The organism is Corynebacterium guangdongense (assembly GCF_030408915.1).
In the GTDB taxonomy this organism is placed as follows: Bacteria; Actinomycetota; Actinomycetes; order Mycobacteriales; family Mycobacteriaceae; genus Corynebacterium; species Corynebacterium guangdongense.
Genome location: NZ_CP047654.1, coordinates 2,220,556 through 2,246,472, shown reverse-complemented (window position 1 = coordinate 2,246,472; position 25,917 = coordinate 2,220,556). Strand labels below are relative to the sequence as shown.

Sequence of the window (25,917 nt, the reverse complement as noted above, 5' to 3'; positions counted from 1 at the left end):
GATCGGACGGCCAGGAAGGTCGCCTCCGCCGACGCGACCCGCAGCACTAAGTGGAGGGGGTGTGACCTCTCTTACGTTCCGCGTCTAGACTCACACATTGTTATGCCAAAGTCAACGAAACTAGAGAAGGTGTAACCATTGACGGGTTAGTGATGCGGGGGTGGCGGACCGGCGTCAGTAGCTCTCGGCGAAGCGGTAGCGGAAATCGTCCGCGCGGTGCAGTGCAAGACGGTGGCCTGCGGGAACACCGCCGGTGGTGTAGAAGACGGTCTCGAGGGCGAACAGCGCGTCGCCTTCCCCGACGTCGAGATCGGCGGCCTGCCCGGCGGTGGCGGTCGTTGCCCAGGCCTCGTGTTCCGCGCTCTCCAGCCGGATGCCGTGGGACGTCTCCAGCAGCTCAAACGCCGCGCCGGCCGCCTCCAGCTCGGGGGCGGAGGGGGAGAAGCCCGGCGGGGTGACCATGTACATCGTGGCGAGCGCCAGGGGAACACCGTCGACGAAGATGAGTCGCTCAAAGTGCAGCAGTTCCTCGCCGTTGGCCAGCGACAACCGCGCCCGGATACGGGCGGGTGGCTCGACCCGGGCGACATTGCGGACCGAGGACGACGCCTTCAACCCCTGGCTCGAGAGGAAGCGCTGCAGACCGCCGGCGCGCACCCCCGCGGGCCGCTGAATCTGCGGCGACTCCACCGGGAAGGTGCCGCGGCCCTGCTTGCGGTAGACGTAGCCTTCGTCGGCGAGCTCACCGAGAGCCTGCCGGATGGGGGCCCGGGACACCCCGAAACGTTCCAGCAGCTTCGCCTCGGTCAACGGCCGGTCGGGGGAGGCGACGCCGGAGAGGATCTCCTGGCGCAGGATCTCCTTGATCTGCCGGTACAAGGGCGTGCCGGAGGAGGGGCTCAGCTCCTGCGCAGAAGTCATGTCGCCGGCCGCGCCTTTCCGTTTCCTGTCTGCCATCCAACGAGCATAAGCCGAGAAGCCCTCCCCGCGTCAGATCCTGGCGAGCGCCGTGGCCAGTTCCGCGCGCTTGCGGATGCCGAGCTTCCGGTACACGCGGGTGAGGTGGTACTCGATGGTCTTGGCGGAGAGGAAGAGCCGCTGCGCGGCCTCCTGGTTGGTCGCGCCCCCGGCCACCAGCAGCGCGATCTCGTGCTCCTGGGCGGTGAGCACGCCTTCGGGCTGCGGGGTGTGCACGCCCACGCCGCCGGCGCGGCGCTCGCGCCGGGCGTGCTCCACGAAGGCGCTGGCGTTCATCGAGGCGAAACGCTCCTCGGCCTGGGCCAGCAGGGCGTCGGCGTGCGCGCGTCGGCCCGCCCTCCGGATGATGCGGCCGTAGTCGTAGAGCAGTGACGCGTGGAGCAGGGGCAGGGAGGTGTTGGAAATGTGGGCGAGAGCGGCGTCGAAAAGCCTGATGCCGCCGTCCAGGTCCCCGCGCTGGATGAGCAGGCGTCCCCGCGAGGCCATGAGGCGGGCCTGCAGGCTGGCGATGCCGGAGTTCGCGACGCGGGCCTCGGCGGCCTCCAGGAGCGGTTCCGCCTCGTCGGCGCGGTCGCTCTGAATGAGGTGGTTGATCCACAGATCCATCCACGGCCAGAACCCCGGCTGGCTGAAGTCGTGGTGGGCGGCCAGCGCGGTCAGATCCGCGCCGGCGCGGTTGGTGGCCTCCGGATCATTGACGTAGACCGCCGCCTCCAGGCGGGCGATGGCGCTGGGGATGCGCTGCACCATGAAGGACTCGGAGGAGACCGTCAGCCGGTTCTGGTACTCCAGCGCCCGCGCGGTCTCCCCGGTGAGGTGACAGACGTGGATGCACGTGCGCAGCAGCAGCGGTTCGAGCAGGTCGAGGTGGAAGTTCTCCACGCGGGAGAGGCCGCGCTCGGCCACCGTGAGCGCCTGGGAGAGCTCGCCCATGAGCAGATGGGTCTGCGCCAGCCAGGCGTCGATCCAGGTGTTGATGCGCTCCGAGCCCTCGCTCGACGTCGGCCGACCGAGCAGGTTGCGGGCGCCGGCCAGGTCGTCGGTGATCATCGCCAGCCACCCGTTGACCATGTCATGACGGCGCACCAGCGGCAGCGGAATGTCGGTCGGGTGGCTGGAGGTGGCCGGGGAGGCCGCGGTGGCGGCGTGGCCCAGCTGCGCCATGGAGTAGGTCTCGACCAGGTGCGGGGCCCCGTCGACCGGCTCCCGGGTGGCCTCCCGGAACCAGTGGATGATGCGCTCCGGCTTCCACTCCGCGACCGCCAGCAGCATCAGCCGGGACGCGATGCGGGAGCGCAGCATGGCGTCGTCGGCGTCGCCGAGGCGGCGCCAGGCCCGATCCAGGTGCTCGGTCGCCTCATTACGACGGCCCTCCTGCAGCGCCAGATAACCGAGCATGACGTCGACGGCCGGGGTGCCGGAATCACCGCTGAAGGCCTCGGCGTACTGGCGGGCCAGCGGGTTGTTGGAGGCCGCGATCAGCGCCTCGATGCTGGCGAGCTGGCGCTGGTTGCGCACCGCCGGATCCGGCGAGATCCGGGCCGCGTGGAAGTAGTTCTCGGCCGCGTCCCCCCAGCGGCCCTCCTTGCCGCTGGCGTCGCCGTGGGTGGCCAGGGCGGCGGCGACGTGCTCGTCCGGGCCGGGCAGCCCGCGGGCGTCGTAAAGCAGGGCCCGGGTCTCGTCGCCCTGGCCCCGGTAGAACTCGGCGGCCGCGCGGTGCAGCCGGTTGTGCCGGACCGGGCTCATCCGGGCGAGGACCACGGCGCGGTCGGTGCGGTTCGGAAAGACGATGGACTCGTCGTTGTTGGTGGTGCGCCGGCGCAGGAAGCCGGCCTCGAAGGCCTTCTCCAGCGGGTCGGAGTCGCCGTCGAGCAGATGCAGGACCAGCGCGGGCGGGTTGTGGTAGAAGGGCGGGGCGACGGCCGCGGCCTGCAGCGCCGGGATGAGCTCAGGATCGGTGACCCGGCGGTCGAAGGAGGTCAGCCACACCTTCGGCACCGGCACCGTCGGGTGCTCCTCGAACCAGTGCTCGCGCGGCACGGTGTCGAGCACCTCCCGGACCCGGCCGGGCCGCCCGCCGCTGATGAGCTGAATCGAGCGGGCGGTGTGGGGGCCGAGCGGAATGCCGGCGTGGGACAGTCCGAAGGCGCGGATGTCGTCGACCGTGAACGGCGCCAGGCCCAGCGACGCGTGCGAGAGCGCCCGCAGCTGGGACATGCTCGGTTCGCCCACGCCGTCCTCCCCGTCGGCCGCCATGAGCACGACGGCCAGGCGCCCGGCGGTCATCGAGGTGACCATCTCCACGAGCTTGCGCAGCGACGCGCCGTCGCACCAGTGGGCGTCGTCGACGATCATCACCACCGAGGTGTTGGGGCGGTCGGTCATGCTCCGCAGATCGGAACCGCCGATCTGGCGGCGCAGGTGGGTGATGACGCGGTTGTCGGAGTGGACGTGCCAGGACAGCGCCGTCGACTGGGCGACGGTCCAGCCGTTGAGATGGCGGGTGATCTCATCGGCCAGCTCGGTCTTCCCGGACCCGTTGGAACCCGTGACGACGAAAAGCCCCCCGCGCCCCGCCTTCAGTTCCTCGATGGCGCCGATGAGACGGTGCGCCGTGGAGGTGAGTGAACGCGAGGCGAACGGGGGGGTCCGGAAAGTGGGCATGAACGCAGAATACCTGGTCAGTCCCCGGGGTTAACCCTGGTCTCCGCCCGCGACTGGCAGCACCGATCCGGTGATGTAGCCGGCCTCGCGGGAGGCGAGGAACACGATCGGGGCGGCCTGCTCCTCAAGAGTCCCGTAGCGCTTGAATTCGGAGGACTCGATCGTCTGATCGACGATCTCCTGGTACCACTTCTTTTCCTGCTCGCCCTCCGGTCCCGGGCCACGCTTGATCTGGCGCTCAGGCGCCAGGGTGCCGCCCGGTGCCGTGGCCACCACGCGCACGTTCTTCGGGGCGGCCTCCTTGGCCAGGGCCGCGGTCAGGGCGTTGACCCCGCCCTTGGACGCGGCGTAGGGGATGCGGTTGACGCCGCGGGTGGCGACGGAGGAGACGTTGACGATGGTGCCGCCGCCCTGGTCAACCAGGGAGGGAAGCTGCGCGCGCACCGACCACAGGGTGGTGAACAGCGAGCGGCGCACCTCGGCCTCGATCTCGGCCGGAGCGTAGTGCTCGAAGGGCTTGGCCCAGATGGTCCCGCCGACCACGTTGATGGCGACGTCGAAACCGTCGAGCGCCTCGTGGCACGCGGCGACCATGGACTCGGCGCCCTCCCAGGTCTCGAGGTCGGCGGTCGCCGAGCCCACCCCGCCACAGGTGACCTCGCAGAACTTGTCCGCGACGGCGTGGACGTGCTCGGAACGGTCCACGAGGAAGATGGAGCCGCTCTCGTGCGCGATGCGGTGGGCCACGGCCAGGCCGATGCCCTGGGCCGCGCCGGTGATCAGGACGCGCACGCCCTTGAAGCGCCCCGGGGTGACCAGCGACGGGGGAGTCGCCAGGTCCTCGATGCCCTGCCCGGTGGGCATGCTGCCGAAGATGTTCTTGTCTGCTGCTTCCACCATCGTCGCTACTCCCCGGACTGCGCGCGGATGGCGGTGCTCATCGTGGAAACGGCGATCTCGGTGTGGTGGCCGACGACCTCGCGGACGGCGGCCATGTCGCGGGAGCGCAGGGCTTCGATGAACTTCAGGTGGTCGGAGGGGATCTCCGGCTCAATCTGGGAACCGTCCTGCAGGTCGCGGACCATGACTTCCTCGGTACGCAGGGAACGGTAGGCCTGGAGCATCGCCTCGTTGCCGCTGCGGCGGAAGAGGAACTCATGGAAGGCGGTGTTCGCGGTGATGAAACCGTCGGCGTCGGCGATGACGGACCCGTCGATGTGCCGGTTGGCCTCCTCGGCCAGACGGGTCATCTCCTCGAAATCCTCCTCATCGAGAAGGTCGATGACCAGCGAGGCCACGCCGACCTCGAGGGCGTTGAGCGCCTGGAACTGGGCTTCGGAGTCGGCGACGCGGCTGTGGACCTGGCCGGACTCGACCTGGGAGGACTCGACGGTGAGGGTGCGCGAGGTCTCGTCGGACTCGCGGGTGACGGTGACCTTCTCGGTGCCGCCGTCGCCGGTGCCCTGCGGGGTGAACTTCTCGTAGTAGAAGTTCGTCGGCGGGTTGTCCAGCGCGCCCAGGTAGGTGCGCACCGCCTCGACCATCGGCGGCGGGCCGCAGAGGTAGACGTCGGCGTCGCCGTTGTGCAGGTGCTCGTCCGGATCGAGGTGATCGGTGACGTAGCCCTTGCGCTCGTGCTCCTCCGCCGGGTCGGAGACGACGGTGAACCAGTCGAAGTCCTTGAGCTTGTCCTTGTAGGAGTTCAGACGCTCGACCTCGACGATGTCGTGGTTCTTGGTGGCGCCGAAGACCAGCCGGACCGGCTTGTCGTAGTCCTCCAGTTCCGCCAGGCGCTCCAGGATGGCCAGGATCGGGGCCAGGCCGGTGCCGCCGGCGAGCAGCAGGAGGGGGGAGTTCGGCTCACGCAGGAAGAACGAGCCCATCGGGCCGGTCAGGTTGAGCTCGTCGCCGACCTTGGCCTGCTCGGTGAGGTAGGTGGTCATGAGGCCGCCCGGGGTGTACTTGACCAGGAAGGTGACGATGTCGTCCGAGGGGCCGGAGGAGAAGGAGTAGGAGCGGTGGAAGTCCGCGTTCGGCGGGGCGATGTTCATGTACTGGCCCGGCAGGTAGGTCAGGGACTCGCGGTCCTTGATCTCCACCGCGAAGCGGATCGTGGACGGGCTGAGCTGCTCGAGCTCGGTGATGGTGCCGATCAGGGTCGCCGCGCCGGTCTTGGCCGCGGCCGAGGTGATCGGCACGTTGACCAGCATCTCGGAGAGCGGGTAGGTCTGACAGCAGAGGATGTATCCCTCGTCGGCCTCGGCGTCGGTCAGGGCCTCATCAATGTAGTCGCCCTCCTCGTATTCGCCCGACTCGCAGAAGGCCTTGCAAGTTCCGCAGGCGCCGTCACGGCAGTCGAAGGGGATGTTGATGCGTGCCTTGTACGCGGCATCGACGATGGTCTGGTCTTCCTCGACCTCGATGAAGCGGGTGATGCCGTCCTCGAAGGAGAGGGCGACGCGCTGGGTCTCGGCTGCTGTTGTCATTAAGGGGTCCTTCCCGGTTCTCGTGAGCGCTGGTCTGCCTGGTGCGGCTAGACCATGTAGATATCGACGACGTGGTGGATGTAGTCGTTCTTCAGCACGATCTTCTTCTTGGCGATCAGCGGCTCATCGCCGGAGAGGTCCAGGGTCAGCCAGGTGGTGCCGAAGTAGTGGTCGGTCGTGTTGTACCGGAAGTAGTAGGAAATCCAGTTGTAGCGGACCTCGACCTGGTTCGTCTCCTCGTCGCGGGAGATGATCTCGATGTTGGTGGAATGGTGGTTGGTGCGTGGCTCCGGGATGGAGGTCGCGGCCGAACGCTCGGTGCGGATGCGGAAGACGCGGTCGGCCAGGCCGGCGCGGGAGGGGTAGTAGATCAACGAGATCTCGTTCTGCGGATCGACGGTGAGCTCGTCATCGACGTCCCAGGCCGGCATCCAGTACTCGGCGTCCTCGCGGTAGCACTCGAGCCACTCCTCGAACTTGCGGTCGTCGAGAAGGCGGTTCTCCTTGAAGATGAAGTCGGCGACCTCGTCGCGGGTGATGGCGCCGGCACGGTTGAGTGAGGTGGTCATGGGGGTCTCTCTTCCTGTGTGAGGGTGGTGGGGTTACTTGGCGCGACGACGGCGACGACGGCCGCCCGACTCGCCCTCTCCGCCTGCCGACGCCGACGCGGTCGCTGCCTTGGCCTCGGCCTTCGCCACGGCGTGCTCCTGGGTGACGGCGGTGGACTGCGCCTCGTCACGGACATGCTTGTGGGTGCGGGCCGCAAGGTCCGCGTCCTCCTGGTCGACGGCCTTCTCCATCACGGACTCCCAGTAGCCGTGCTGAATCGGGTAGAGACCCTCGTCCTCGGTGCGGACGCCGGAGGAGAGCACCTCGTTCATGCCCAGGGCCTTCGCGCGCTCGCTGACGCCGTTGATCTGGTGGCCCAGGCCACGGGTCATGTCGTTCCACGGGAAGGCGGAGGCCTGGTAGGTCTTCTGGCAGGAGCGGAACTCCTCCAGGTCATCCGGGGTCGCCATGCCGGTGGCGTTGAAGAAGTCCTCGTACTGGCGGATACGTGCCGCGCGGTTCTCCGCGGACTCACCCTTCGGCGCGATGCAGTAGATCGTCACCTCGGTCTTGTCGACGCTGACCGGCTCCAGACGACGGATCTGGGTGGAGAACTGGTCCATGATGTACACGTTCGGGTACAGACAGAGGTTGCGGGAGACGCCCACCATGAAGTTGGCGCGCTCCTCGCCGTGCAGCTCCTTGAGCTCGTCGAGGCGGTCGTAGACCGGACGGTCCTCCGGGTTGCCCCACTCCTGCCACAGCAGCAGGTGGCCGTTCGGGTAGGAGAAGTAGCCGCCCTCCTGCTCGCCCCAGGAGCCGGCGTCCATGGCCTTGGTCTCGTTGGCGGACTCACCGGTGCCGCGGCGTGAGGTGGTGGCGGCGTAGTTCCAGTGGACGGAGGAGACGTGGTAGCCGTCGGCGCCGTTCTCGGCCTGCAGCTTCCAGTTGCCGTCGTAGGTGTAGGTGGACGCGCCGCGCAGGACCTCGAGGCCCTCCGGGGACTGGTCGATGAGCATGTCGATGACGACGCGGGTGTCACCCAGGAAGTCCTCGAGCGGCTCGACGTCGGCGTTGAGGGAACCGAAGAGGAAACCGCGGTAGGACTCGAACTTCGGGACGCGACGCAGGTTGTGGGAGCCGTTGGTGTTGAAGTTCTCCGGGTACGCGCCGTTGGCCTCGTCCTTGGCCTTGAGCAGGGAGCCGTCGTTGGAGAAGGTCCAACCGTGGAACGGGCAGGTCAGGGTGGTGCGGTTGTCCGTCTTCTTGCGGCACAGCATGGCGCCACGGTGGGAGCAGGAGTTGATCAGGCAGTTGAGGTTGCCGTCCTTGGAGCGGGTGATCATGACCGGCTGGCGACCGATGTTGGTGGTGAAGTAGTCGCCGACGTTGGGGATCTGGGACTCGTGGGCGAGGAAGATCCAGTTGCCCTCGAAGATGTACTTCATCTCCAGGTCGAAGAGCTCCTGGTCGGTGAAAACTTCGCGGTTGACGCGGACGATGCCCTCCTCGGGGCGGTTCTCGAGAGCGCGGGAGAGAAGTTCGCGGGTGTCAGCCGTAGGCGTGGACATAGAGTGCTCCATTCGCGGAAGGGGATACTTAGGTGATCGTGCTCACCAGAAGTGAGTGATGACCCATGCTGACACGCTCCCCGGCGTTTAGGTATCAGGGTTTACCCTAGCGCTGGCCTAGGGGTTACCGGTTCGATTTAACGGCTTTTTGCAGGTAAATAAAGGTTTGCGCAGGTGCCGAGGGTTATTTCCGTCACCTAGGGAAGGTCCGGGAGGGCCTAGGGGGAGTCGAAGGGGGTCGGAGTCCTCCTAGGGTAATCCCTAGGCTTGAATCAGGGTGTCTACGTAGTGAGGGTCGCCTAAGTGGGGTGAGGGTTGGGGGCGGTGACCGGCGCGGATGTGGGAATGGCCGGAATCCGGCCCCGAAAGGGGGTGGGCACGGTCGCAGGGTGCCGGTCTTGCATGCACCAGTGTGCTGCGCCACACTCTATTCAATCCAAGCATCGCGCCACTCGGCAGGGCGGGCGGCGCCTGGAGTTCCCGGCGGTGACGTCGGGACACGGCACAACTTCCACACTTCACGGAGTTGATCGGCGCGAACCGATCACCGTCACCGTAGAACAATAGTTAAGGAGCAGGTCCATGACCGAGACCACCACCGAGGCTTACAACACCGGACTCGCCGCCCAGGAGGGCGAGGCGACCGCCAAGGGTTCCGGCAACGCAGCAACCGACCGCTTCAAGACCGCACAGGTCAGCGCCGACACCACCCCGGAGCGCGCCCGCGCGATCTACGATGATCTCTTCGCCGCCTTCCGCGACATCATCAACAAGCACCAGATCACCTACGAGGAGTACAACGTCCTCAAGTCCTGGCTCATCAGCGTCGGCGAGTACGGCGAGTGGCCGCTGTGGCTGGACGTCTTCGTCGAGCACGACATCGAAGAGGCCAACTACAACCGCCACGAGTACTCCGGCACCAAGGGCTCCATCGAGGGCCCGTACTACATCCCGAACTCCCCGAAGATCGCCTGGGACGCCGAGATGCCGATGCGCGACCAGGACCGCGAGGTCACCCCGCTGATCTTCCAGGGCCGCGTCACCGACCTGGAGGGCAACGCCATCGAGGGCGCCACCGTCGAGCTGTGGCACGCCGACGATGACGGCCTGTACTCCCAGTTCGCCCCGGGCATCCCGGAGTGGAACCTGCGCGCGACCATCGTCCCGAACGAGAACGGCGAGTACGCGGTCAAGACCATCCAGCCGGAGCCGTACCAGATCCCGTCTGACGGCCCGACCGGTTGGTTCATCAAGTCCTACGACGGCCACCCGTGGCGTCCGGCCCACCTGCACCTCAAGGTCACCGCACCGGGCTACCGTCTGATCACCACCCAGCTCTACTTCAAGGGCGGCGAGTGGGTCGAGACCGACGTGGCGACCGCCGTCAAGCCGGAGCTCATCCTGGATCCGAAGAAGAACGAGGAGACCGGCAACAACGAGGTCGTCTACGACTTCAAGCTGGACAAGGAAGACTAGGCTCTAGTTCGTCCACGCCCACCCCGTCACCGCTGCCTGAGCGGGGGCGGGGTTCTGGTGTGTATGTCCCAATAGTTAAGGAAAAGAATTATGAGCGATTTACGCATCGCGTCCATCGACACCCGCGTGCTGGACGTTCCCCTGTTCCGTCCCCACGGTTTCGCCACCTACACCGCCACCTCGCAGCCCATTCTGCTGGTCAGTGTCACCCTCGAAGGCGGCGTGACCGGCTACGGCGAGGGTGTGGTCCCGGGCGGGCCGTGGTGGGGCGGCGAGTCCGCGGACACTATGAAGGTCATCGTCGACAAGCATCTGACGCCCGCCACCCTCGGTAGGGAGGTCACCGAGCTGTCCGGCATCGTCGCCGACTGGGAGCGCAGTGTGGCCAACATGCGCTTCGCCAAGGCGGCGCTGGAGATCGCGCTTCACGACGCCTGGGCCCGCGCCCTCGACGTCCCCCTCGCGCACCTGCTCGGCGGCCAGTTCCGCTCCGAGCTCGACTGCGTCTGGGCGCTCGGCGTGCTGCCGCTGGAGGAGGCCATCGCCGAGGTCAACGAGCGCCAGGAAATGATGGGCACCCGCGCCTTCAAGCTCAAGATGGGGTCCGGCGACCCGAAGGTCGACACCGGCCGCATCGCCGACCTCATCGCGAACACCGACGTGGACCTGTCCTACCGGATCGACATCAACGCCCGCTGGGACCGCCTCACCTCCCTGACCTGGCTGCCGAAGCTCGCCGACGCCGGCATCCAGCTCTTTGAGCAGCCCACCCCGGCCGACGATCTCGACACCCTGCGCGAAATCACCAGCCGCATCGGCGTCCCGGTCATGGCCGACGAGTCGGTCTGCTCTCCGGCCGATGCGCTGGCCGTCGCCAAGAAGCAGGCCGCCGACGTCATCGCCATCAAGACCACGAAGCTCGGCGGTCTCATCGAGTCGAAGAAGACCGCCGCCATCGCCGAGGCCGCCGGCCTGGCCTGCCACGGCGCCACCTCTCTGGAAGGCCCGTTCGGCACCGCCGCGTCGCTGCACTTCGCGGCGTCGACCCCGGCGGTCACCTACGGCACCGAGCTCTTCGGCCCGCTGCTGCTCAAGGAAACCTACGTTACCGAGGACATCGTCTACCGGGACGGCAAGGTCATTGTTCCGGAAGGCCCGGGCACCGGCCTGGAGCCGGACTGGGACAAGGTCAACTTCTTCACCCGCGACTAATTACCAAGGAGTCACACATGCTGTTTCTTGCCCGCATGGACGTCAATTTCCCCGTCGACATGGATCCGGAGGTCATGGCCGACTTCCAGAAGCGTGAAAAGGCCTATTCCGCTGACCTGCAGGAGCGGGGCATCATGAAGGCCATCTGGCGCGTGGTCGGCGAATACGCCAACTACTCCGTCTACGACGTCAGCGACCACGACGAGCTGCACGCGATCTTCGCCGGCTTCCCCATGTTCGCCTACATGGACGTCAAGGTCACCCCGCTGGCCAAGCATCCGAACGCGCTGGACTACTACCTGAAGGGCTAGTCGACTCGTTCCCGCCGTCCCCGCCGTTCCCGGGCCCTGTCCCGGAGACGGCGGGGACGGCTCTTTCGGGGTGGCGGCGTAGAATCGGTGACACAGGTCACTGACGGAGGGGAGGATGCGATGCGTTCCCGACGCGCGGCCGCCGTGCTGGCGAGTGGGGCGGCGGTGCTGCTCGGCGCCTGCGGCGGAGGCGCGCAGACCCCGACGACCCCCACGCTCACCGAAGCCGAGTCCTCGACGCTGACCGTCACCGTTAGCGTCACCGGGCCGGCCAGCCCCGGCACGGCCCCGGCGACGGACCCCTGCCAGCCCGCGGCATTTGTCGCCGACTTCACTGAGCCCGTGGTGTTGTTCTGCGCCGGGGGCTGGGCGCGGGCGGGCCAGGCCCAGACAGATCACGTGCTCCTGTACCGCCTCGAGGGGGAACGGTGGCGCCAGCATCCGCACGACGGCCGCTCCAGCGCCACCGGGTACGTCTGTTATGACGAGTCGATCCTGCGGGCGGAAGGGGCGCCCCGGGAACTGATCGACCAGGTGCTGCTCTGCCGGCCGGAAAACGGCTGACGGGCCGCCCCGTGGGGACGGCCCTGACGCGGGAGCGGAGTTAACTGCGCTCGGCGACCGGCGCAGGGCGGGCCATGGCCGGCTCCTGCGCGGCGGGGACAGTCTCAATGATGCGTGTCTCAGCCGGGGAACGCGGGATGAGCGCGGTGGCGATGGCGCCGACCACCGCGGCGCCGGCGAAGAGGAACAGGGCGTCGGCGCCGGCCAGGCCCATGCCGATGATGAGGCCGCCGAGGGCGGGGCCCGCGATGCCACCGATGCGACCGAAGCCGGCGCACCAGGCGACGCCGGCGGCGCGGGCGGAGGTGCCGTAGAAGTTGGAGGACAGGCCGTAGGTCAGGACCTGGGTGCCGATGATGCCGATGCCGGTGACGCCGGTGAGCAGGTAGACCATCGCCATGTTGGTGGTGAAGGGCAGCAGCGTCAGGGAGATGGCGGCCATGACGAAGGTGGTGGTGATGACCTTCTTGGCGCCGATTCGGTCGGCGAACCAGGAGGCGATCAGGCCGCCGACGACCGCGGAGCCGTTGAGCGCCAGGAGGGAGTAGAGGGCGGAGTCCGGGGTTGCGCCGGCGGCCTCGCGGATGGTCGGCAGCCAGGTGTTCAGTCCGTAGGTGGCCAGCAGACCGATGAAGCTCATGATGCCGATGAGCAGGGTGCCGCGCAGGTACTTGTTGGAGAAGATGGCGGCGAAGCCGGTCTTTTCCTGGGCGGTCGGCTCGACGCCGCGGGCGCTGTCCTCAATGACCTTCGGCTCGGCCAGGAACTGGGACTCCGGCAGGCCGAAGCGGGCGCACTCGGCGGCGGCCTCGGCCGTGCGGCCACGGCTCATCAGCCAGCGCGGGGACTCCGGCAGGGCGAAGAAGGCCAGCGGCAGCAGGAAGAGGAGGGGGGAACCGCCGATGAGGAAGAGGCCGCGCCAGCCGATGGCGTCGTGAAGCAGCAGGGCGAGGACGGTGGCCATGACGCCGCCGGCCGGGACGCCGGAGTAGACGATGGCGTTGAAGAGGTTGCGGCGTCCCGCCGGAGCAAACTCGGCGATGATGGCGCCGCCGGTGGCGACGATCATGCCCACGCCCAGTCCGGTGGCGAAGCGCAGCGCGCCGAAGGCGAGGATGGAGGTCGCCATGGCGGTGGCCGCCATGCCGAGGGAGAACCAGATGATTGCGGTGATCATCACCTTGCGTCGACCGAGGCGGTCGCCGACGGCGCCGGCGGAGAGGGCCCCGATCATGACGCCGATCATGGCCCAGGAACCCAGGGTGCCGGCGACGGCCGGGGAGAGCTGGCCGATGTGGTGGGGGTTGTCGAGGAGGTCGGAGAGCACGGCGCCATAGACGACGAGGTCGTAACCGTCGAAGAGAATGGAGATGCCGACGATCGCGAGGATCATGTAGACGGTGCGGCGGTGCCGGGGCGACTGCCACGTGGTGTCGGCGGAGGTGCTGGTTGCGGTGCTCATGCGGGGGTGTCCTGTTCTGCTCTGATGCACGGGTTGTGATGTGCAATACAACCCGCTGGCCCGGGTTACGTAATCAGGTGATCTCCTAGCCTCGACTAGGGGGTCGAGAAGTTTAGGGGGCTAGGGGCCAGGGCCCGCGCCACCCGACCCTGGTCTACCCCCCTAACTAAACCCTGGGTTCAAACATGCTGGCCGGGGCGGTGGATCGACGTGGAAGGGCCCGGTCATTGCTATCAGTCACGGGGAATCCATATCGTGAACCCCATCACTCACTGTGGTTCGCGTCTCAGTGGGTTTCATGAACCGACACCGAAGGGACACCAGATCATGTCGCTTTATCTCCCGGGCCAGGACGGCGGCGCCCACGACCCGTTCACCGCCCCCACCGAGGGCCAGTGGTCCCCGCTGCACTTCCCCGACTACCGCACGACGATCAAGCGCAACCCCACCAACGAGCTCATCATGATGCCCGAACGCCTCGGCGAGCTCACCGGGCCGGTCTTCGGCGAGCGCGACTTCGGTGACGTCGACAACGACATGACCCAGGCCAACGGCGGCGAGGCGATCGGCCAGCGCATCTACGTCCACGGCCGCGTCCTCGGCTGGGACGGCAAGCCCGTCCCCGAGACCCTGCTGGAAGTGTGGCAGGCCAACTCCGCCGGCCGCTACCGACACAAGAACGACTCCTGGCCGGCCCCGCTGGACCCGCACTTCAACGGCGTGGCCCGCACGCTGACCGACAAGGACGGCAAGTACGGCTTCTACACCGTCATGCCGGGCGCCTACCCCTGGGGCAACCACCACAACGCCTGGCGCCCCGCCCACATCCACTTCTCGCTGTACGGACGTCAGTTCAGCGAGCGGCTGGTCACCCAGATGTATTTTCCGAACGACCCCTTCTTCTTCCAGGACCCGATCTACAACTCGGTTCCGGAGGGCGCCCGCGAGCGCATGATCGCGGTCTTCGACTACGACGAGACCCGCCCGAACTTCGCGGTCGGCTACAAATTCGACATCGTCCTGCGTGGACGCGAGCAGACCCCGTTCGAATAAGACTCTGAAGGAGTAAGCATCATGCACATCGACACCGGTAAGACCGGCGAATTCCGCTACGAGGTCTCCGCCATCAACGACCAGGACGAGGCCCGGCCCGGCATCACCCCCTCCCAGACCGTCGGCCCCTACGTCCACATCGGACTGACCCTCGAGGATTCCGACAAGATCGCCGACCCCGCCGAGGAGGGCGCGGTCGAGGTCGCCGTCCAGGTCATCGACGGCGACGGCACCCCCATCGCCGACGCCATGGTGGAGATCTGGCAGGCCCGCCCCGACGGCACCTTCAATGCGCCCAACGATCCGCGCACCGGCGCCGCCGCCACCGTCGAGGGCTTCCGCGGTCTCGGCCGCGCCATGGCCGACGAGACCGGCACGGCGCGCTTCACCACCCTGCTGCCCGGCGCCTTCGACGGCCAGGCCCCCCACCTCAACCTGAGCGTCTTCGCCCGCGGCATGCTGGAGCGCCTCTACACCCGCCTCTACTTCCCGGAAGAACTCGAGGCCAACGCCGCCGACCCGGTCCTGGCGTCGGTGGGCGAGTCCCGCCGCCACCTGCTCGTCGCCGAGCAGACCGACGCCGGCTACCGCCTGACCGTCAACGTCCAGCACGAGGATCCGGCCTCCGAGACCCCGTTCTTCCAGCTGTAGGGGTGGGGGACATGTACGACCAACTCGCCGCCGGCGGCCCCGGCGAAGCCGTCGCCGCCGAACTGTCCGACGAGGCCTGGGTGGCCGCGCTCCTGGACGTCGAGGACGCCATCGCCCGGTCCGCCTGCACCGTCGGCCTGGTCACCGAGGCACAGCGCGACAGCGCGCTCAGGGCGGTCGACCGCCTCCGCGAGGACGTCGACGTACCCCGCCTCGCCCGCGACTCGGCGGCCGGGGCCAACCCGGCGATTCCGCTGGCCCGGGAACTGAAGCGGGCCGCGGATGACCCGGCTGCGGTCCATCTCGGGGCGACCAGCCAGGACGTCATCGACTCCGCGCTCTCGCTGGTTCTTCTCCGTGCCTGGGGGCAGCTCGCCAGTCTGGTCGCCGCAGTCGAGGACCAGCTCACCGGGCTTGCCGACGCCCACCGCTCCACCCCGGTCATGGCCCGCACCCTGGGCCAGCAAGCCGAGCCCACCACCTTCGGGCTCATCGCCGCCGGCTGGTGGCAGGGGGTGGCCACCGCCCACGCGGCGCTGGCCGACGCCGTCGGGGCGCTGCCGGTGCAGTACGCCGGCGCCGCCGGCAACCTCAGGGCGGTGGGGAACGAGGGCATCGCGCTTCACGACGCCCTCGCCACCGAACTCGGCCTCGCCGACCGGCCCCTGGTCTGGCACACCGACCGCCAGCCCTTCGTCGCGGTCGCCCTGGCGGCGGCGCGCCTGGCCGGGGCGATGCGCAAGATCGCCGGCGACGTGGTCGTCCACTCCGCGACCGAGGTCGGGGAGCTGCGCGAGGCCACCCCGGGCGGCTCCTCCTCCATGCCCCACAAGGCGAACCCGGCGGCCGCCATCGCCTGCGACGGCTACGCCCGCCGCACCCCGGCCCTGGCCGCCACCATGCTCGACAGCCTGGACTCGCGCTCCCAGCGGGGCATCGGCTCCTGGCACGCGGAGTGGCAGACCCTCCGCGACCTGCTCAGCCTCACCGCATCCGCGACCTCGCGGCTGCACGCCAGCCTCGACGGCATCGTCGTCGACGCCGAGGCCATGGCCCGCAACATGACGCTCAGCGGGCACGACGCGGCCACCGCCGACACCGGCCAGGCCGAGGCCATCATCGACGCGACCCTTCAGCAAGGAGAATCATGAGTTTGTACGAAGACGGCCGCGCAGCGGCGTTCGAGACCGGCATGCGCAACCGCCGTGCCGTGCTCGGCGACACCCACGTCGACGCCGCCGAAGCGAAGAAGTCACCGGTGACGGAGAAGTTCCAGGACTTCATCACCCGCACCGCCTGGGGCGACGTCTGGAACCGCGAGGGACTGGACCACACCGAGCGCCGCCTGCTCACCATCGCGGTCCTGACCGCCGTGGGCAACGACGGCGAGCTCGACATGCACATCAACGCCGCCGTCCGCGCCGGCGTCGACCCCGAGACGATCGGCGAGGTGCTGCTGCACACCGCCATCTATGCGGGCGTCCCGAATTCCAACCACGCCTTCAAGCTCCTCGACGCCGCCGTCGACAAGCACTCGAAGTAACCCCCGCACTCAAGGAGAATAGTCAGCATGACCCACACCCCAGTCGCCATCGTCGGCGCCGGCCCCGCGGGCCTGACCCTGTCCCACTTGCTCCACCAGTACGGCGTGGAGTCCGTCGTCTTCGAGAGCCGCTCCCGTGCCGAGGTGGAGGAGACCGTCCGCGCCGGCGTGCTCGAGCAGGGCGTGATCAACATGATGCGCGAGACCGGCGTCGGTGAGCGCATGGACCGCGATGCCGACATCGACGACGCCATCGACATCTCCATCAACGGCGCCCGCACCCGCATCGACCTCAAGGCCCTGACCGGCCACCAGATGGCGGTCTGGCCGCAGCACGAGTACCTCAAGGACTTCATCGCCCGCCGACTCGCCGACGGCGGCACCATCCTCTTCGAGACCAGCGTCGACGACGCCGAGGGTTGGGACGGCGACAAGGTCGTCATCAACTACACCAACGCCGACGGCACCCACGAGACCATGACCGCGGACTACATCATCGCCGCCGACGGCTCGAAGTCCCCCTACCGCGCACCCATCCTCGAGCTCGACGGCGCCGTCCGCGCCCGCCACGAGTACGAGTACGCCTGGTTCGGCATCCTCGTCAACGGCCCGCAGACCCAGAAGGAGCTGATCTACGCCACCCACGAGGAGGGCTTCGCGCTCATCTCCACCCGCACCAAGGACGTCCAGCGCTACTACCTGCAGTGCGACCCCAACGACACCGTCGAGCAGTGGTCCGACGAACGCATCTGGGAGCAGCTGCACACCCGCGTCGACGGCAACGGCCTGGCCGTGCAGGAGGGCGAAATCTTCGACAAGTCCGTCCTGAAGTTCCGCTCCGCCGTCACCGACCCGATGCAGCGCGGCCGCCTCTTCCTGGCCGGCGACTCCGCCCACACCGTCCCCCCGACCGGCGCCAAGGGCCTCAACCTCGCTGTCGCCGACGTCGCCGTCCTCGCCCCGGGCCTGGCCCGCGCCCTGACCAAAGGCAACGACGACCTGCTCACCAAGTACTCCGAGCTCGCCGTCCCGCGCATCTGGCGCGCCCAGCACTTCTCCTACTGGATGAGCTCCATGCTCCACTCCGTCCCCTCGCAGGGCTACTTCCAGCACCGCCGCCGCCTCGCCGAGCTGGAGGCCATGCTCTCCTCCGAGGCCGGCCGCCGCTACCAGGCCGAGCAGTACGTCGGCCTCGACCTGCCGAAATTCGAGATCTAAGCCGCCGTGAACACCACCACTCTCGCCACCAGGAGCCCGCTCATCGTCGCGGCGCTGTGCTGGGTCGCCGTGCTTCTCGACGGCTTCGACATGGTCGTCCTCGGCGTCGTCCTGCCCTCCATGATGGAGGACCCCAAGTGGGAACTGACCGCCGCCGAGGGAACCCAGATCTCCACCGCCGGCCTGTTCGGCATGATGATCGGCGCCCTGTCCATCGGCCGTCTGACCGACCTGGTCGGCCGCCGCTGGGTGATGATCGGCTCCGTGTTCGGCTTCTCCGTCCTGACCATCGCCCTGGGCTGGGTGGACAACGTCACCCTGTTCCTCATCCTGCGCTTCCTCGCCGGCGTCGGCCTCGGCGGCTGCATGCCGACGGCGATCTCCATGGTCACGGAATTCCGCGGCCGCCGGAAGGCGGGCTCCTCGGCCACCCTGACGACCTCCGGTTACCACGTCGGCGCCGTCCTGACCGCGCTACTCGGCCTGGTCATGATCCAGCCCTTCGGCTGGCACTCGCTGTTCATCGCCGGCGGCGTCGCCGGCCTGGTCATCACCCCGGTCATGTACTTCCTCCTGCCGGAGTCCCCGCAGTACCTGCTGTCCCAGGGCGAGACCGGGAAGGCCCGCCGGATCGCCGCCGAGTACGGCATCGAGCTCGACGACGCCGTCGACCGCTCCGCCGCCGACGAGAAGAAGAAGGGCTACTCCGCGCTGCTCGCACCGAAGTACCGCCGCAACACCCTGTTCATCTGGGCCACCTCCTTCATGGGCCTGCTCCTGGTCTACGGCCTCAACACCTGGCTGCCGCAGATCATGCGTGCCGCCGACTACGACATGGGCAACGCCATCGGCTTCCTGCTCGTGCTCAACGCCGGCGCCGTCGTCGGCCTGGTCATCGCCGGCGGCATCTCGGACCGCACCAACCCGCGTTCCACCGGCATCCTGTGGTTCGTGCTCTCCGGCGTCTTCCTGGCGCTCATGGCGATCAAGATGCCGATTCTCGCCCTCTACGGTGTCGTCTTCATGACCGGCATCTTCGTCTTCTCGGCGCAGAACCTGGTCTACGGCTTCGTCGGCGCCAACCACCCCTCGGCGCTGCGTGCCACGGCCATGGGCGGCGCCGCCGGCGTCGGCCGCCTGGGTGCCATCTCCGGTCCGCTGATCGGTGGCGTGCTGCTCTCGCTGGGCATGGCGCACCCGTGGGGATTCTTCGCCTACGCGGCGGTCGGATTCCTGGGTGCGGTGCTTTTCGCCGGGACCCGCTCCCTGAATGCGAAGTCCGGTCGTGTCTCGATCGCGGAGCCCGCCCCGGCCCCGATATCCTGACCTCCCCACGACGACCGCCTTCCCGTCCTGCGCCGACGGGGAGGCGGTCGCGCATTTTCCAGAACCCAGGGTGACAACCCCAGGGTCAGGCTATTTTGGACCCTGAATCCGTGGGTCACCACTGACCCTGGGGTTGTCACCCTGGGTTCCGGGGGTTGCGTGCGATGAGGACACGGCCGGGAGGACCCGCCAGCGGGAGCTCCTCCGGCAGAGCGGTGAACCGGCCCGGCACCGGGGCCGCGAACGCGGGTGTCACGGGGAAGAGGGGGCAGGCGGGGCAGCCGCCGCGCCCGCACATGCGAAAACTCCCCGACCACATGGTCGGGGAGCTGCTCGGGGGCGGGAATTACACTTTCCGGTGAATCGACTTGTACGACAGGTAGGCGCTCAGGCCCTCGATGCCGTACTCGACGCCCATGCCGGAGTCGTGGCGCCCGCCGAAGGGGGCGGCGTGGTTGGAGCCGAAGAAGTTGATGCCGACGGAGCCGGAGTCCACCCGCTTGGCCACGTCCAGAGCGGTGTCCTCGTCCGCCCCGAACACCAGGCCCCCGAGGCCGAACTCGGTGTTGTTGGCCAGCGCGATCGCCTCGTCGGCGGTGCCGTCGGAGTCGTCGTAGCGCAGGATGGTGATGACGGGCCCGAAGATCTCCTCGCGGGCGACGGTCATCTCGGGGGTGACGTCGGCGAGCACCGTGGGCTCGATGAACTCCCCGTCCGTAAAGCCGGAGGCGCGTCCCCCGCCGGTGACGATGCGGGCGCCTTCCTCCCGCGCCGATTCCAGATAGCCCATGACCGTGTCGTACTGGGCGCGGGTGGCGACGGGGCCGAAGACGGTGGTCTCGTCGAGCGGGTCGCCCTGGGGCGCGGCGACGATGGTGTCGCCGACCATCTGCACGATCTCCTCGTAACGTGAGGCCGGGGCGAGGATGCGGGTGGAGATGTAGCAGGTCTGGCCGGTGTTGCGCATGCAGGAGCGGATGAGCACGGAGCTCATGGCGTCAAGGTCGGCGTCGGGAAGCACGATGGCCGAGGACTTGCCGCCGAGCTCGAGGGTGACCGGACGCAGCAGCTCGCCGCAGGCGGCGGCGATCGTGCGGCCCACCGGGGTGGAGCCGGTGAAGGCGATCTTGTTCACGTCCGGGTGGCGCACCAGCGCGTCACCCGAGCTGCCCGGGCCGGTGATGAGGTTGACCACGCCCGCCGGGACGCCGGCGGCGGCGACGGCCTCGATGATGAAGCGGATGGACAGCGGGGTCGGGGAGGCGGGCTTGATCACCACCGTGGAGCCCGCCAGCAGCGCCGGGGCCAGCTTGATCACGACCAGGTTGATCGGGAAGTTCCACGGTGCGATCAGTCCGCAGACCCCGATCGGGTCCTTCTCCACCAGGGACTCCGCGCCGCCGGCGGGGAAGGGGCGCACGTCCTCGGCGTCGAGCCAGGAGGCGAGCGTGGCGAAGTAGCGGAAGATCCCGGCGGCGTTGGCCGCGGCGCCGCGGGTCTCGGAGATGGGGGAGCCGTTCTCGCGGGTGTTGGTCGCCGCGAGCACGTCGGCGCGCGCCTCGATCTCGTCGGCGATGCGCAGCAGGTACTCCGCGCGCTGGGCGCCGCTGAGCGCGGACCACTCCGGCAGGGCGGAGCGGGCGGCGGCGACGGCGTCGTCAAGCTCGGGCGTGGTGATCGACGGGACCGAGCCCCAGACCTCGTTGGTCGCCGGGTCGGTGACGTCGCGGCGTTCCTCGCCGCGGGCGGGGACCCACTTGCCGCCGATGAAGAAGTCGTTGACGTGGGTGTAGGGCAGGTTCAGGGCCTGTCGACGCGCGCGGGCGTCGCTGAGTGTCTGTGTCATCGGATGACCTCCGTGCGGAAGAGTCGGCGGGAACGCTCGAGGTCGGCCTCGGCGATCCGGTGGGCGGCGTCGGTGATGAGCTCGGGGATGATCTCGCGGGCCAGGCGGTCGACGTAGTCGCTGGCCGGCATGCCGAACCAGGAGGTCGACATCGCGATGCCGGCGCGGTCGAAGCGCCACAGGCGGTCGCAGTCGCGGACCAGGGCGTCCTCGAGCGAATAGGCGACGGGGCGGGTGTCGTGGCCGTCGATGATCTCGCAGACCTTCTCGACGAACTCCTCGTCGTAGCCCAGGCCGGGCAGGACCCGGCGCGCGACGTTGACTCCCTCGGCCTCGTGCTCGTAGCGGATGTTGGCCTTGCGCCAGTCGCCGCTGAAACCCTCGGAGATGATGCGGGACTCGTCGACGTGGGCCCAGCCGGTGTCGTGCAGGGCCACGGCGACCAGCACCAGTTCGCGGTCGGCCTGCGGGTAGGCCGCGCAGAGGCGTTCGGCGTAGGCGACGACCATCGGCAGGTGCAGGTCGTTGGCGCGGGTCCGGGTCTCCGGGACGATCGATCGCCACAGCTCGTCGAGGCCGCTGGCGGGCGTCAGGCAGATGGGGCCGGTGTCGACCTCGTGCTCGGTGGGGATGGGCCGGGCGGGGTAGCGCTGCGCGAAGCCGATGGCGCGGGGGTCGGCGCGCTGCTCCTCGGCGGTGGGCGCCGGGGCCCAGGCGGGCGCTGGGGGGTTGTTGGTCATGATGATGCGGCCTCCAGTTCAACAGCGATGCTCTTGAGCGCGATCGTCGGGTCCCCGGCCTGCTCGGCCGGGATGTTCTGGTTTTTGGCCAGCGCGTTGCGCACGGCCATGAAATCGAGCGGGTTGTTCACGCAGTCCGCCGCGATGATCTGGCCCTCGCGGTAGTAGAGCAGCGTGTACCTGTCGGGGTCGTCGCCCCGGCGCAGGACGGTCTGGTCGTGATTGTTCGACAGGCCGGCGATCTGCAGTTTGAGGTTGTCCTGGTTCGACCAGAACCAGGGGATGCCGGCGTAGTCCTCGCGCTGGCCGACCAGGGAGTAGGCGGCGACCTTGGCGTGCTCGATGGCGTTGTTGACGCTCTCGAGGCGGATGCGCTCGTCGGGGGCCAGGGGGTTGGGCTGGTTGGCGACGTCACCGACGGCGACGGTGGTGCCGTCGGAGGCCAGGGCATGGCGGTCGACGACGATGCCGTTGTTGACTTCCAGGCCCATCTGCTCGGCGAGCTCGGTGTTGGGGATGACCCCGATGCCGATGAGCACCAGTTGAGCGGGGATGGACGTGCCGTCGGAGAGGACGGCCTCAGAGACGCGGCCGCGCTCGGAGCGCAGCTCGCTGACGGCGGAGTTGAGCAGGACGTTGATCCCGCGTGTGCGGTGCGCGTCGAGGAAGTAGTCGGCGGTCTCCTCGCCGACGGCGCGGCCGATCAGACGCGGCCCGGCCTCGACGACGGTGACGTTCTTGCCCATTTTCTTCAGGGACGCCGCGGCCTCCAGGCCGATGAATCCGCCGCCGATGACGACGACGTCCCGGATGTGATCGACCGTCGCCCGCAGGGCGAGGGCGTCGTCGGCGTTGCGCAGGTAGAGCACGCCCGGCAGGTCCGCGCCGGGAATCTCCAGGCGGCGGGCCCGCGCGCCGACGGCGAGCGCCAGGCGTCGATAAGCGATGTTCTCGCCCGTGGACGTCACCGCCACGCCGGAGCCGTCCTCGTTCTTGTCGAGGTGGACGATGCGCACGCCCTGGCGCACGGTGATGTTGTTCTCCTCCCAGTACTCCGGCGTCCGGAAGATGAGGCGCTCCTTGTCGTGGGTGCCCTGGAGGTACTCCTTGGACAGGGCCGGGCGCTGGTAGGGGCGGTGGTCCTCGTCGCTGATCAGGGTGATGTGCTCGTCGTAGCCGACGCCGCGCAGGGAGATCGCCAGCTGCACGCCGGCCTGGCTGGCGCCGATGACGAGCATTCCGGTGGATTGGGTGGGGGCTAACATGGCGCGCTCCTTTCTGGTCCCGGGCCTAGACCTGGGTCTCTGGGGTGGTCACGCGCAGGTCGGTGTCCTCGGTGACCGTGATCTGGCAGGACAGGCGGGAGTTCTCCTGGCGGTCGACGGCGGTGCCGTAGAGCATCTCGTCCTCCATGTCGGACATGGGCGGGAGGGCGTCGAGCTGGGATTCATCGACGAAGACGTGGCAGGTGGCGCAGGACAGCGAGCCGCCGCACTCGGCGACGATCTCGGACACGCCGTTGCGCACGGCGGTCTCCATGACGGAGTCGCCGACGTTGGCGTCGATGGTGCGGGTGGCGCCGGAAGCGTTGCTGAAGTGGACCTGGGGCATTGTTTCTTCTCCTTGTGGGGGTTAGATGAACTGTCGGCCGCCGTCGACGACGAGGGTCTGGCCGGTGACGTAGCCGGCGTCCTCGCCGGCGAGGAAGAGTGCCGCGCCGACGATGTCCTGCGGCTGGCTGGCCCGCTTGATGGAGCCGCGGTCGACGCCGTAGCTCTCGGCGTCGTCCATGAGGCCGTAGCTGGCCTCGGTGAGGGTGAAGCCCGGCGCGATGGCGTTGACGGTGATCCCCCGGGCGCCGAGCTCCTTGGCCATGACGCGGGTCAGGGCGATGACCCCGCCCTTGGACGCGACGTAGTGCGCCCAGTGCGCCGAGCCGGAGAACACGGTGGCGGAGGAGAGGTTGACCACGCGGCCGCCGGTGGCCAGCCAGGGGCTGAGCGCGCGGGTGACCAGCCAGGGGCCCTTGAGGTTGACGGCCATGACCTGGTCCCACTCGGCCGGGTCGATCTCCTCCAGCGGGGAGCGGGTGACGGTGGCGTAGATGGCGGCGTTGTTGACCAGGACGTCGATGGTGCCGCCGCCGAACTCGGCCACGGACTTCGCCAGGGCGGCGGTGGAGTCCGGATCGGTCACGTCGACCTGGAACGCGGCGGCCTCGTGGCCGGCGTCGGAAAGCTCGCGGGCGGTGGCGGCGGCGCCGTCGATGTTGATGTCGGCGACGGCGACTCGGTCACCGCGGGAGGCGAAACCTTCGGCGAAGGCCTTGCCCAGCCCTCCGGCGGCGCCGGTGACGAGGACGGTGCGTGGGGTCGACATGGTGTCGTGGGTCCTTTCGGTGGGTTAGACGGTCTCGAGGATTTCGACGGTGCCCGCGGTGCCGTCGACGCGCAGGCGCATGCCGGTTTTGATGACGCTGGAGGCGCTGCCGGTGCCGGTGACGGCGGGCAGGGCGTACTCGCGGCAGACGATGGCGGCGTGGCTCATCATTCCGCCGATGTCGGTGACCGCGGCGCCGAGCCTGCCGAACACCGGGCCCCAGGACGGGGCGGTGACCGGGGCGACGAGGATGTCGCCCGGCTGAATCTCATTGAGCTGGTCGGCGTCGAAGATGACGCGGGCGACACCCTCGACGACGCCGGCGGAGGCGGCCATGCCCTTGAGCGTTCCGCTGTCGTCCGTGTCGTCGGCGCCCAGCCAGGACTCGACCTGCTCGGTGGTGATGCCCCAGAGCATGCGGGTGAAGGGCTCGGTGATCGACGCCGGCGGGGTGTTCAGGGCCGGCTGCGGGCGAGCGGTCTTCAGCGCCGCGACGATGCCCTTGCGGCGCTCGACGACCTTCGGCCAGTAGACGGGGCCGACCGGGCCGTCCGGGGAGCCGATGCCGTGGGCGGTGACGTAGTCGAAGATCGCGTCCCGGACCTCGTTGCGCTGGAGGTAGAGCAGGTCGTCCTCCTCCGGCCAGAAACCCAGGGAGTGGAAGAGCCGGGAGAGCTCGCGCACCTTGCGCCAGAACACGCCCATGGTCCAGTGCTCGATGTAGAAGTTGTGGTTCTCGACGTAGGGGTAGGCGGTGGCCGCCAGACCGCGCTTGGCGTCGAAGGTGGCCGCGTTCTCGGCGCTGAGCAGCTCGCGGTATTCCTCGATGATGCGGTCGCGCTCGGCGACGAGCTCCTCGGTCGGGCGTTTGATGATCTGGCCGTCGTCCAGGCGGCGGATGTAGTCCTGGATGAAGTTCAGCGGGATGTCGAGGTGGTCGATCCAGTAGCGGTCGTGACCGTAGAAGCCGTTGCCGGTGGTGAAGTTGAACCACGGGTCCTTGGCCTCCTCCCAGCGGGCGAGCCAGCGCTCGCCGCCGTCGGCGCCGGCGATGGCGGCGAGGGTGGCCTCGGCGTCGTCCGGGTTGGCGAAGTGCGGCTGCAGGCCAAGCTCGACGGCCAGCAGCGCCAGTTCCTTGAGCTCGTCGTCCGGTTTGAACAGCTCCATGTCCACGCCCTGGACCATCGTCGCGATGGACTGGTCGGGGATGTCCGGGAAGACCTCCTTGCAGAAGTTGAAGAAGTCCAGGTAGGCGATGTAGCCGAGGTTGAGGAACTCGAAGTGGTACTGCCAGTTGCGGTACGCCAGGTTGATCAGGCGGTCGTAGTTCTCCAGCAGGACCTCGGAGCCGTCCATCCCCTTGCCGGAGGTGATGTCCGCCATGGGGACGATCTCGGGCAGCGGCTGGAACTCGAGGGACTCGAGCTCGTCGATGGTGGCGCGGACCTTCTTCTTCCAGTCGGCGAGCATCGGCTCCCAGTTCTGGAAGTAGTGGGCCAGGCGGGCCTGGAACTCGGGGACGCGGGCGGCGACCTCCTCGTCCGGGACGGCGATGGGGGAGTTGTAGACGAAGCCCTGGTGGATGCGGAACTCGATGCCCTTGGCGGTCGGGACCATGAGGTGGCGGGCGTTGTACTGGCCCAGGCACTTGTCGGCGTACTCCACGCCGATGGTCTCGAAGGGCTTCACGACGCTCGGCCAGTGCTGGTACTCGCAGAACCAGAACTTCTCGTCGTCCTTCTCTTCCATCCCCGGCTGCGGCACGAGGTAGTAGGGGTAGAGCTCCCGCCAGTTCTCGGCGCCGGCGGGGACCGGGATGTCGGAGGGCTTGGGGAAGGAGGTGCGGGTGCCGGCCTTGACGTGGGAGGGGGTGGCGGTGGTGGTCATG

The 25,917-nt window shown here is 68.5% G+C and carries 23 protein-coding genes; 10 read left to right on the top strand and 13 right to left on the bottom strand.

Annotated elements, in window-relative coordinates:
- Positions 1–174: 174 nt before the first annotated feature.
- The 6 genes from CGUA_RS10540 to benA all read right to left on the bottom strand — a co-directional run bounded on the left by CGUA_RS10540 (position 175) and on the right by benA (position 8,248).
- On the bottom strand, positions 175–921 hold the full coding sequence (locus tag CGUA_RS10540; protein WP_290195480.1) for a GntR family transcriptional regulator: 747 nt from the start codon (positions 919–921) through the stop codon (positions 175–177).
- A 69-nt stretch (positions 922–990) separates the two neighbouring features.
- A complete protein-coding gene (locus CGUA_RS10535) occupies positions 991–3,642 on the bottom strand; it encodes a LuxR family transcriptional regulator (protein ID WP_290195478.1) in 2,652 nt (883 codons plus the stop codon).
- Between the two features lie 30 nt (positions 3,643–3,672).
- Positions 3,673–4,542 carry a 1,6-dihydroxycyclohexa-2,4-diene-1-carboxylate dehydrogenase gene (locus CGUA_RS10530; RefSeq protein ID WP_290195476.1) on the bottom strand — a complete coding sequence of 290 codons (870 nt, stop codon included), beginning with the start codon at positions 4,540–4,542 and terminating at the stop codon, positions 3,673–3,675.
- 5 nt (positions 4,543–4,547) lie between these two features.
- Positions 4,548–6,128, bottom strand: a complete 1,581-nt coding sequence (gene benC, locus CGUA_RS10525; protein WP_290195474.1) for a benzoate 1,2-dioxygenase electron transfer component BenC — start codon at positions 6,126–6,128, stop codon at positions 4,548–4,550.
- Positions 6,129–6,175: 47 nt separating this feature from the next.
- Positions 6,176–6,697 (bottom strand): benzoate 1,2-dioxygenase small subunit, encoded by a 522-nt coding sequence (benB, locus tag CGUA_RS10520; RefSeq protein WP_290195472.1) that lies wholly within the window; start codon positions 6,695–6,697, stop codon positions 6,176–6,178.
- A gap of 33 nt (positions 6,698–6,730) precedes the next feature.
- Positions 6,731–8,248, bottom strand: coding sequence for a benzoate 1,2-dioxygenase large subunit (gene benA, locus CGUA_RS10515; protein WP_290195470.1), 1,518 nt, complete (start codon positions 8,246–8,248; stop codon positions 6,731–6,733).
- 582 nt (positions 8,249–8,830) lie between these two features.
- Here benA and catA point away from each other — a divergent pair.
- From catA to CGUA_RS10495, 4 genes are all read left to right on the top strand, one after another.
- The gene (catA, locus tag CGUA_RS10510; RefSeq protein ID WP_290195468.1) at positions 8,831–9,724 is read left to right on the top strand and encodes a catechol 1,2-dioxygenase; all 894 of its coding nucleotides are present in this window, start codon (positions 8,831–8,833) and stop codon (positions 9,722–9,724) included.
- A gap of 90 nt (positions 9,725–9,814) precedes the next feature.
- Positions 9,815–10,936, top strand: a complete 1,122-nt coding sequence (locus CGUA_RS10505) for a muconate/chloromuconate family cycloisomerase (RefSeq protein ID WP_290195466.1) — start codon at positions 9,815–9,817, stop codon at positions 10,934–10,936.
- Between the two features lie 17 nt (positions 10,937–10,953).
- The gene (catC, locus tag CGUA_RS10500) at positions 10,954–11,247 is read left to right on the top strand and encodes a muconolactone Delta-isomerase (RefSeq protein WP_290195464.1); all 294 of its coding nucleotides are present in this window, start codon (positions 10,954–10,956) and stop codon (positions 11,245–11,247) included.
- Positions 11,248–11,367: 120 nt separating this feature from the next.
- Positions 11,368–11,811: a hypothetical protein gene (locus CGUA_RS10495; protein ID WP_290195462.1), complete on the top strand. Its 444-nt coding sequence runs from the start codon at positions 11,368–11,370 to the stop codon at positions 11,809–11,811.
- A 40-nt stretch (positions 11,812–11,851) separates the two neighbouring features.
- On the opposite strand, the gene CGUA_RS10490 is transcribed toward CGUA_RS10495, so the two are convergent.
- Positions 11,852–13,273 (bottom strand): MFS transporter, encoded by a 1,422-nt coding sequence (locus CGUA_RS10490; protein WP_290195460.1) that lies wholly within the window; start codon positions 13,271–13,273, stop codon positions 11,852–11,854.
- Positions 13,274–13,600: 327 nt separating this feature from the next.
- Between CGUA_RS10490 and pcaH the strand changes: the two genes are divergently transcribed.
- From pcaH to CGUA_RS10460, 6 genes are read left to right on the top strand one after another with little or no spacing between them, the layout of a single operon-like run.
- Positions 13,601–14,326 (top strand): protocatechuate 3,4-dioxygenase subunit beta, encoded by a 726-nt coding sequence (pcaH, locus tag CGUA_RS10485; RefSeq protein ID WP_290195458.1) that lies wholly within the window; start codon positions 13,601–13,603, stop codon positions 14,324–14,326.
- A 21-nt stretch (positions 14,327–14,347) separates the two neighbouring features.
- Positions 14,348–14,977, top strand: a complete 630-nt coding sequence (pcaG, locus tag CGUA_RS10480; RefSeq protein WP_290195456.1) for a protocatechuate 3,4-dioxygenase subunit alpha — start codon at positions 14,348–14,350, stop codon at positions 14,975–14,977.
- A gap of 11 nt (positions 14,978–14,988) precedes the next feature.
- Positions 14,989–16,128: a lyase family protein gene (locus CGUA_RS10475; protein WP_290195454.1), complete on the top strand. Its 1,140-nt coding sequence runs from the start codon at positions 14,989–14,991 to the stop codon at positions 16,126–16,128.
- Positions 16,125–16,520, top strand: a complete 396-nt coding sequence (gene pcaC, locus CGUA_RS10470; RefSeq protein WP_290195451.1) for a 4-carboxymuconolactone decarboxylase — start codon at positions 16,125–16,127, stop codon at positions 16,518–16,520. The genes CGUA_RS10475 and pcaC overlap by 4 nt, the downstream gene beginning before the upstream one ends.
- A 27-nt stretch (positions 16,521–16,547) precedes the next feature.
- Positions 16,548–17,738: a 4-hydroxybenzoate 3-monooxygenase gene (locus tag CGUA_RS10465; protein WP_290195449.1), complete on the top strand. Its 1,191-nt coding sequence runs from the start codon at positions 16,548–16,550 to the stop codon at positions 17,736–17,738.
- Positions 17,739–17,744: 6 nt separating this feature from the next.
- A complete protein-coding gene (locus CGUA_RS10460; protein WP_290195447.1) occupies positions 17,745–19,064 on the top strand; it encodes an MFS transporter in 1,320 nt (439 codons plus the stop codon).
- Positions 19,065–19,410: 346 nt separating this feature from the next.
- Here the strand turns inward: CGUA_RS10460 and CGUA_RS10455 are convergent, their stop codons facing one another.
- The 6 genes from CGUA_RS10455 to CGUA_RS10430 are packed head-to-tail and all read right to left on the bottom strand — an operon-like array spanning position 19,411 to position 25,916.
- The gene (locus CGUA_RS10455; protein ID WP_290195444.1) at positions 19,411–20,910 is read right to left on the bottom strand and encodes an aldehyde dehydrogenase family protein; all 1,500 of its coding nucleotides are present in this window, start codon (positions 20,908–20,910) and stop codon (positions 19,411–19,413) included.
- Entirely contained in the window at positions 20,907–21,650 is a 744-nt protein-coding gene (locus tag CGUA_RS10450; RefSeq protein WP_290195443.1) for an HD domain-containing protein, read from the bottom strand. Before CGUA_RS10450 ends, CGUA_RS10455 begins: the two co-directional genes overlap by 4 nt.
- Positions 21,647–22,915: an NAD(P)/FAD-dependent oxidoreductase gene (locus tag CGUA_RS10445; protein WP_290195440.1), complete on the bottom strand. Its 1,269-nt coding sequence runs from the start codon at positions 22,913–22,915 to the stop codon at positions 21,647–21,649. Before CGUA_RS10445 ends, CGUA_RS10450 begins: the two co-directional genes overlap by 4 nt.
- Positions 22,916–22,940: 25 nt before the next feature.
- Positions 22,941–23,261, bottom strand: coding sequence for a 2Fe-2S iron-sulfur cluster-binding protein (locus CGUA_RS10440; protein ID WP_290195438.1), 321 nt, complete (start codon positions 23,259–23,261; stop codon positions 22,941–22,943).
- A gap of 21 nt (positions 23,262–23,282) precedes the next feature.
- Complete coding sequence (locus CGUA_RS10435) at positions 23,283–24,029, bottom strand: SDR family NAD(P)-dependent oxidoreductase (RefSeq protein ID WP_290195436.1); 747 nt, start codon at positions 24,027–24,029, stop codon at positions 23,283–23,285.
- Positions 24,030–24,053: 24 nt separating this feature from the next.
- Positions 24,054–25,916 (bottom strand): PEP-utilizing enzyme, encoded by a 1,863-nt coding sequence (locus CGUA_RS10430; RefSeq protein ID WP_290195434.1) that lies wholly within the window; start codon positions 25,914–25,916, stop codon positions 24,054–24,056.
- Position 25,917 lies beyond the last annotated feature (1 nt).

Excerpts from the sequence above, each read along its gene's own strand:
- CGUA_RS10455 (WP_290195444.1), bottom strand. The coding sequence starts at position 20,910 with ATGACACAGACACTCAGCGACGCCCGCGCGCGTCGACAGGCCCTGAAC.
- catA (WP_290195468.1), top strand. The coding sequence starts at position 8,831 with ATGACCGAGACCACCACCGAGGCTTACAACACCGGACTCGCCGCCCAG.
- CGUA_RS10490 (WP_290195460.1), bottom strand. The coding sequence starts at position 13,273 with ATGAGCACCGCAACCAGCACCTCCGCCGACACCACGTGGCAGTCGCCC.
- CGUA_RS10540 (WP_290195480.1), bottom strand. The coding sequence starts at position 921 with ATGACTTCTGCGCAGGAGCTGAGCCCCTCCTCCGGCACGCCCTTGTAC.
- CGUA_RS10535 (WP_290195478.1), bottom strand. The coding sequence starts at position 3,642 with ATGCCCACTTTCCGGACCCCCCCGTTCGCCTCGCGTTCACTCACCTCC.
- pcaG (WP_290195456.1), top strand. The coding sequence starts at position 14,348 with ATGCACATCGACACCGGTAAGACCGGCGAATTCCGCTACGAGGTCTCC.
- CGUA_RS10435 (WP_290195436.1), bottom strand. The coding sequence starts at position 24,029 with ATGTCGACCCCACGCACCGTCCTCGTCACCGGCGCCGCCGGAGGGCTG.
- benA (WP_290195470.1), bottom strand. The coding sequence starts at position 8,248 with ATGTCCACGCCTACGGCTGACACCCGCGAACTTCTCTCCCGCGCTCTC.
- CGUA_RS10445 (WP_290195440.1), bottom strand. The coding sequence starts at position 22,915 with ATGTTAGCCCCCACCCAATCCACCGGAATGCTCGTCATCGGCGCCAGC.
- CGUA_RS10440 (WP_290195438.1), bottom strand. The coding sequence starts at position 23,261 with ATGCCCCAGGTCCACTTCAGCAACGCTTCCGGCGCCACCCGCACCATC.
- CGUA_RS10475 (WP_290195454.1), top strand. The coding sequence starts at position 14,989 with ATGTACGACCAACTCGCCGCCGGCGGCCCCGGCGAAGCCGTCGCCGCC.
- pcaH (WP_290195458.1), top strand. The coding sequence starts at position 13,601 with ATGTCGCTTTATCTCCCGGGCCAGGACGGCGGCGCCCACGACCCGTTC.
- CGUA_RS10495 (WP_290195462.1), top strand. The coding sequence starts at position 11,368 with ATGCGTTCCCGACGCGCGGCCGCCGTGCTGGCGAGTGGGGCGGCGGTG.
- CGUA_RS10465 (WP_290195449.1), top strand. The coding sequence starts at position 16,548 with ATGACCCACACCCCAGTCGCCATCGTCGGCGCCGGCCCCGCGGGCCTG.
- benC (WP_290195474.1), bottom strand. The coding sequence starts at position 6,128 with ATGACAACAGCAGCCGAGACCCAGCGCGTCGCCCTCTCCTTCGAGGAC.
- CGUA_RS10530 (WP_290195476.1), bottom strand. The coding sequence starts at position 4,542 with ATGGTGGAAGCAGCAGACAAGAACATCTTCGGCAGCATGCCCACCGGG.
- pcaC (WP_290195451.1), top strand. The coding sequence starts at position 16,125 with ATGAGTTTGTACGAAGACGGCCGCGCAGCGGCGTTCGAGACCGGCATG.
- CGUA_RS10505 (WP_290195466.1), top strand. The coding sequence starts at position 9,815 with ATGAGCGATTTACGCATCGCGTCCATCGACACCCGCGTGCTGGACGTT.
- benB (WP_290195472.1), bottom strand. The coding sequence starts at position 6,697 with ATGACCACCTCACTCAACCGTGCCGGCGCCATCACCCGCGACGAGGTC.
- CGUA_RS10430 (WP_290195434.1), bottom strand. The coding sequence starts at position 25,916 with ATGACCACCACCGCCACCCCCTCCCACGTCAAGGCCGGCACCCGCACC.
- CGUA_RS10450 (WP_290195443.1), bottom strand. The coding sequence starts at position 21,650 with ATGACCAACAACCCCCCAGCGCCCGCCTGGGCCCCGGCGCCCACCGCC.
- catC (WP_290195464.1), top strand. The coding sequence starts at position 10,954 with ATGCTGTTTCTTGCCCGCATGGACGTCAATTTCCCCGTCGACATGGAT.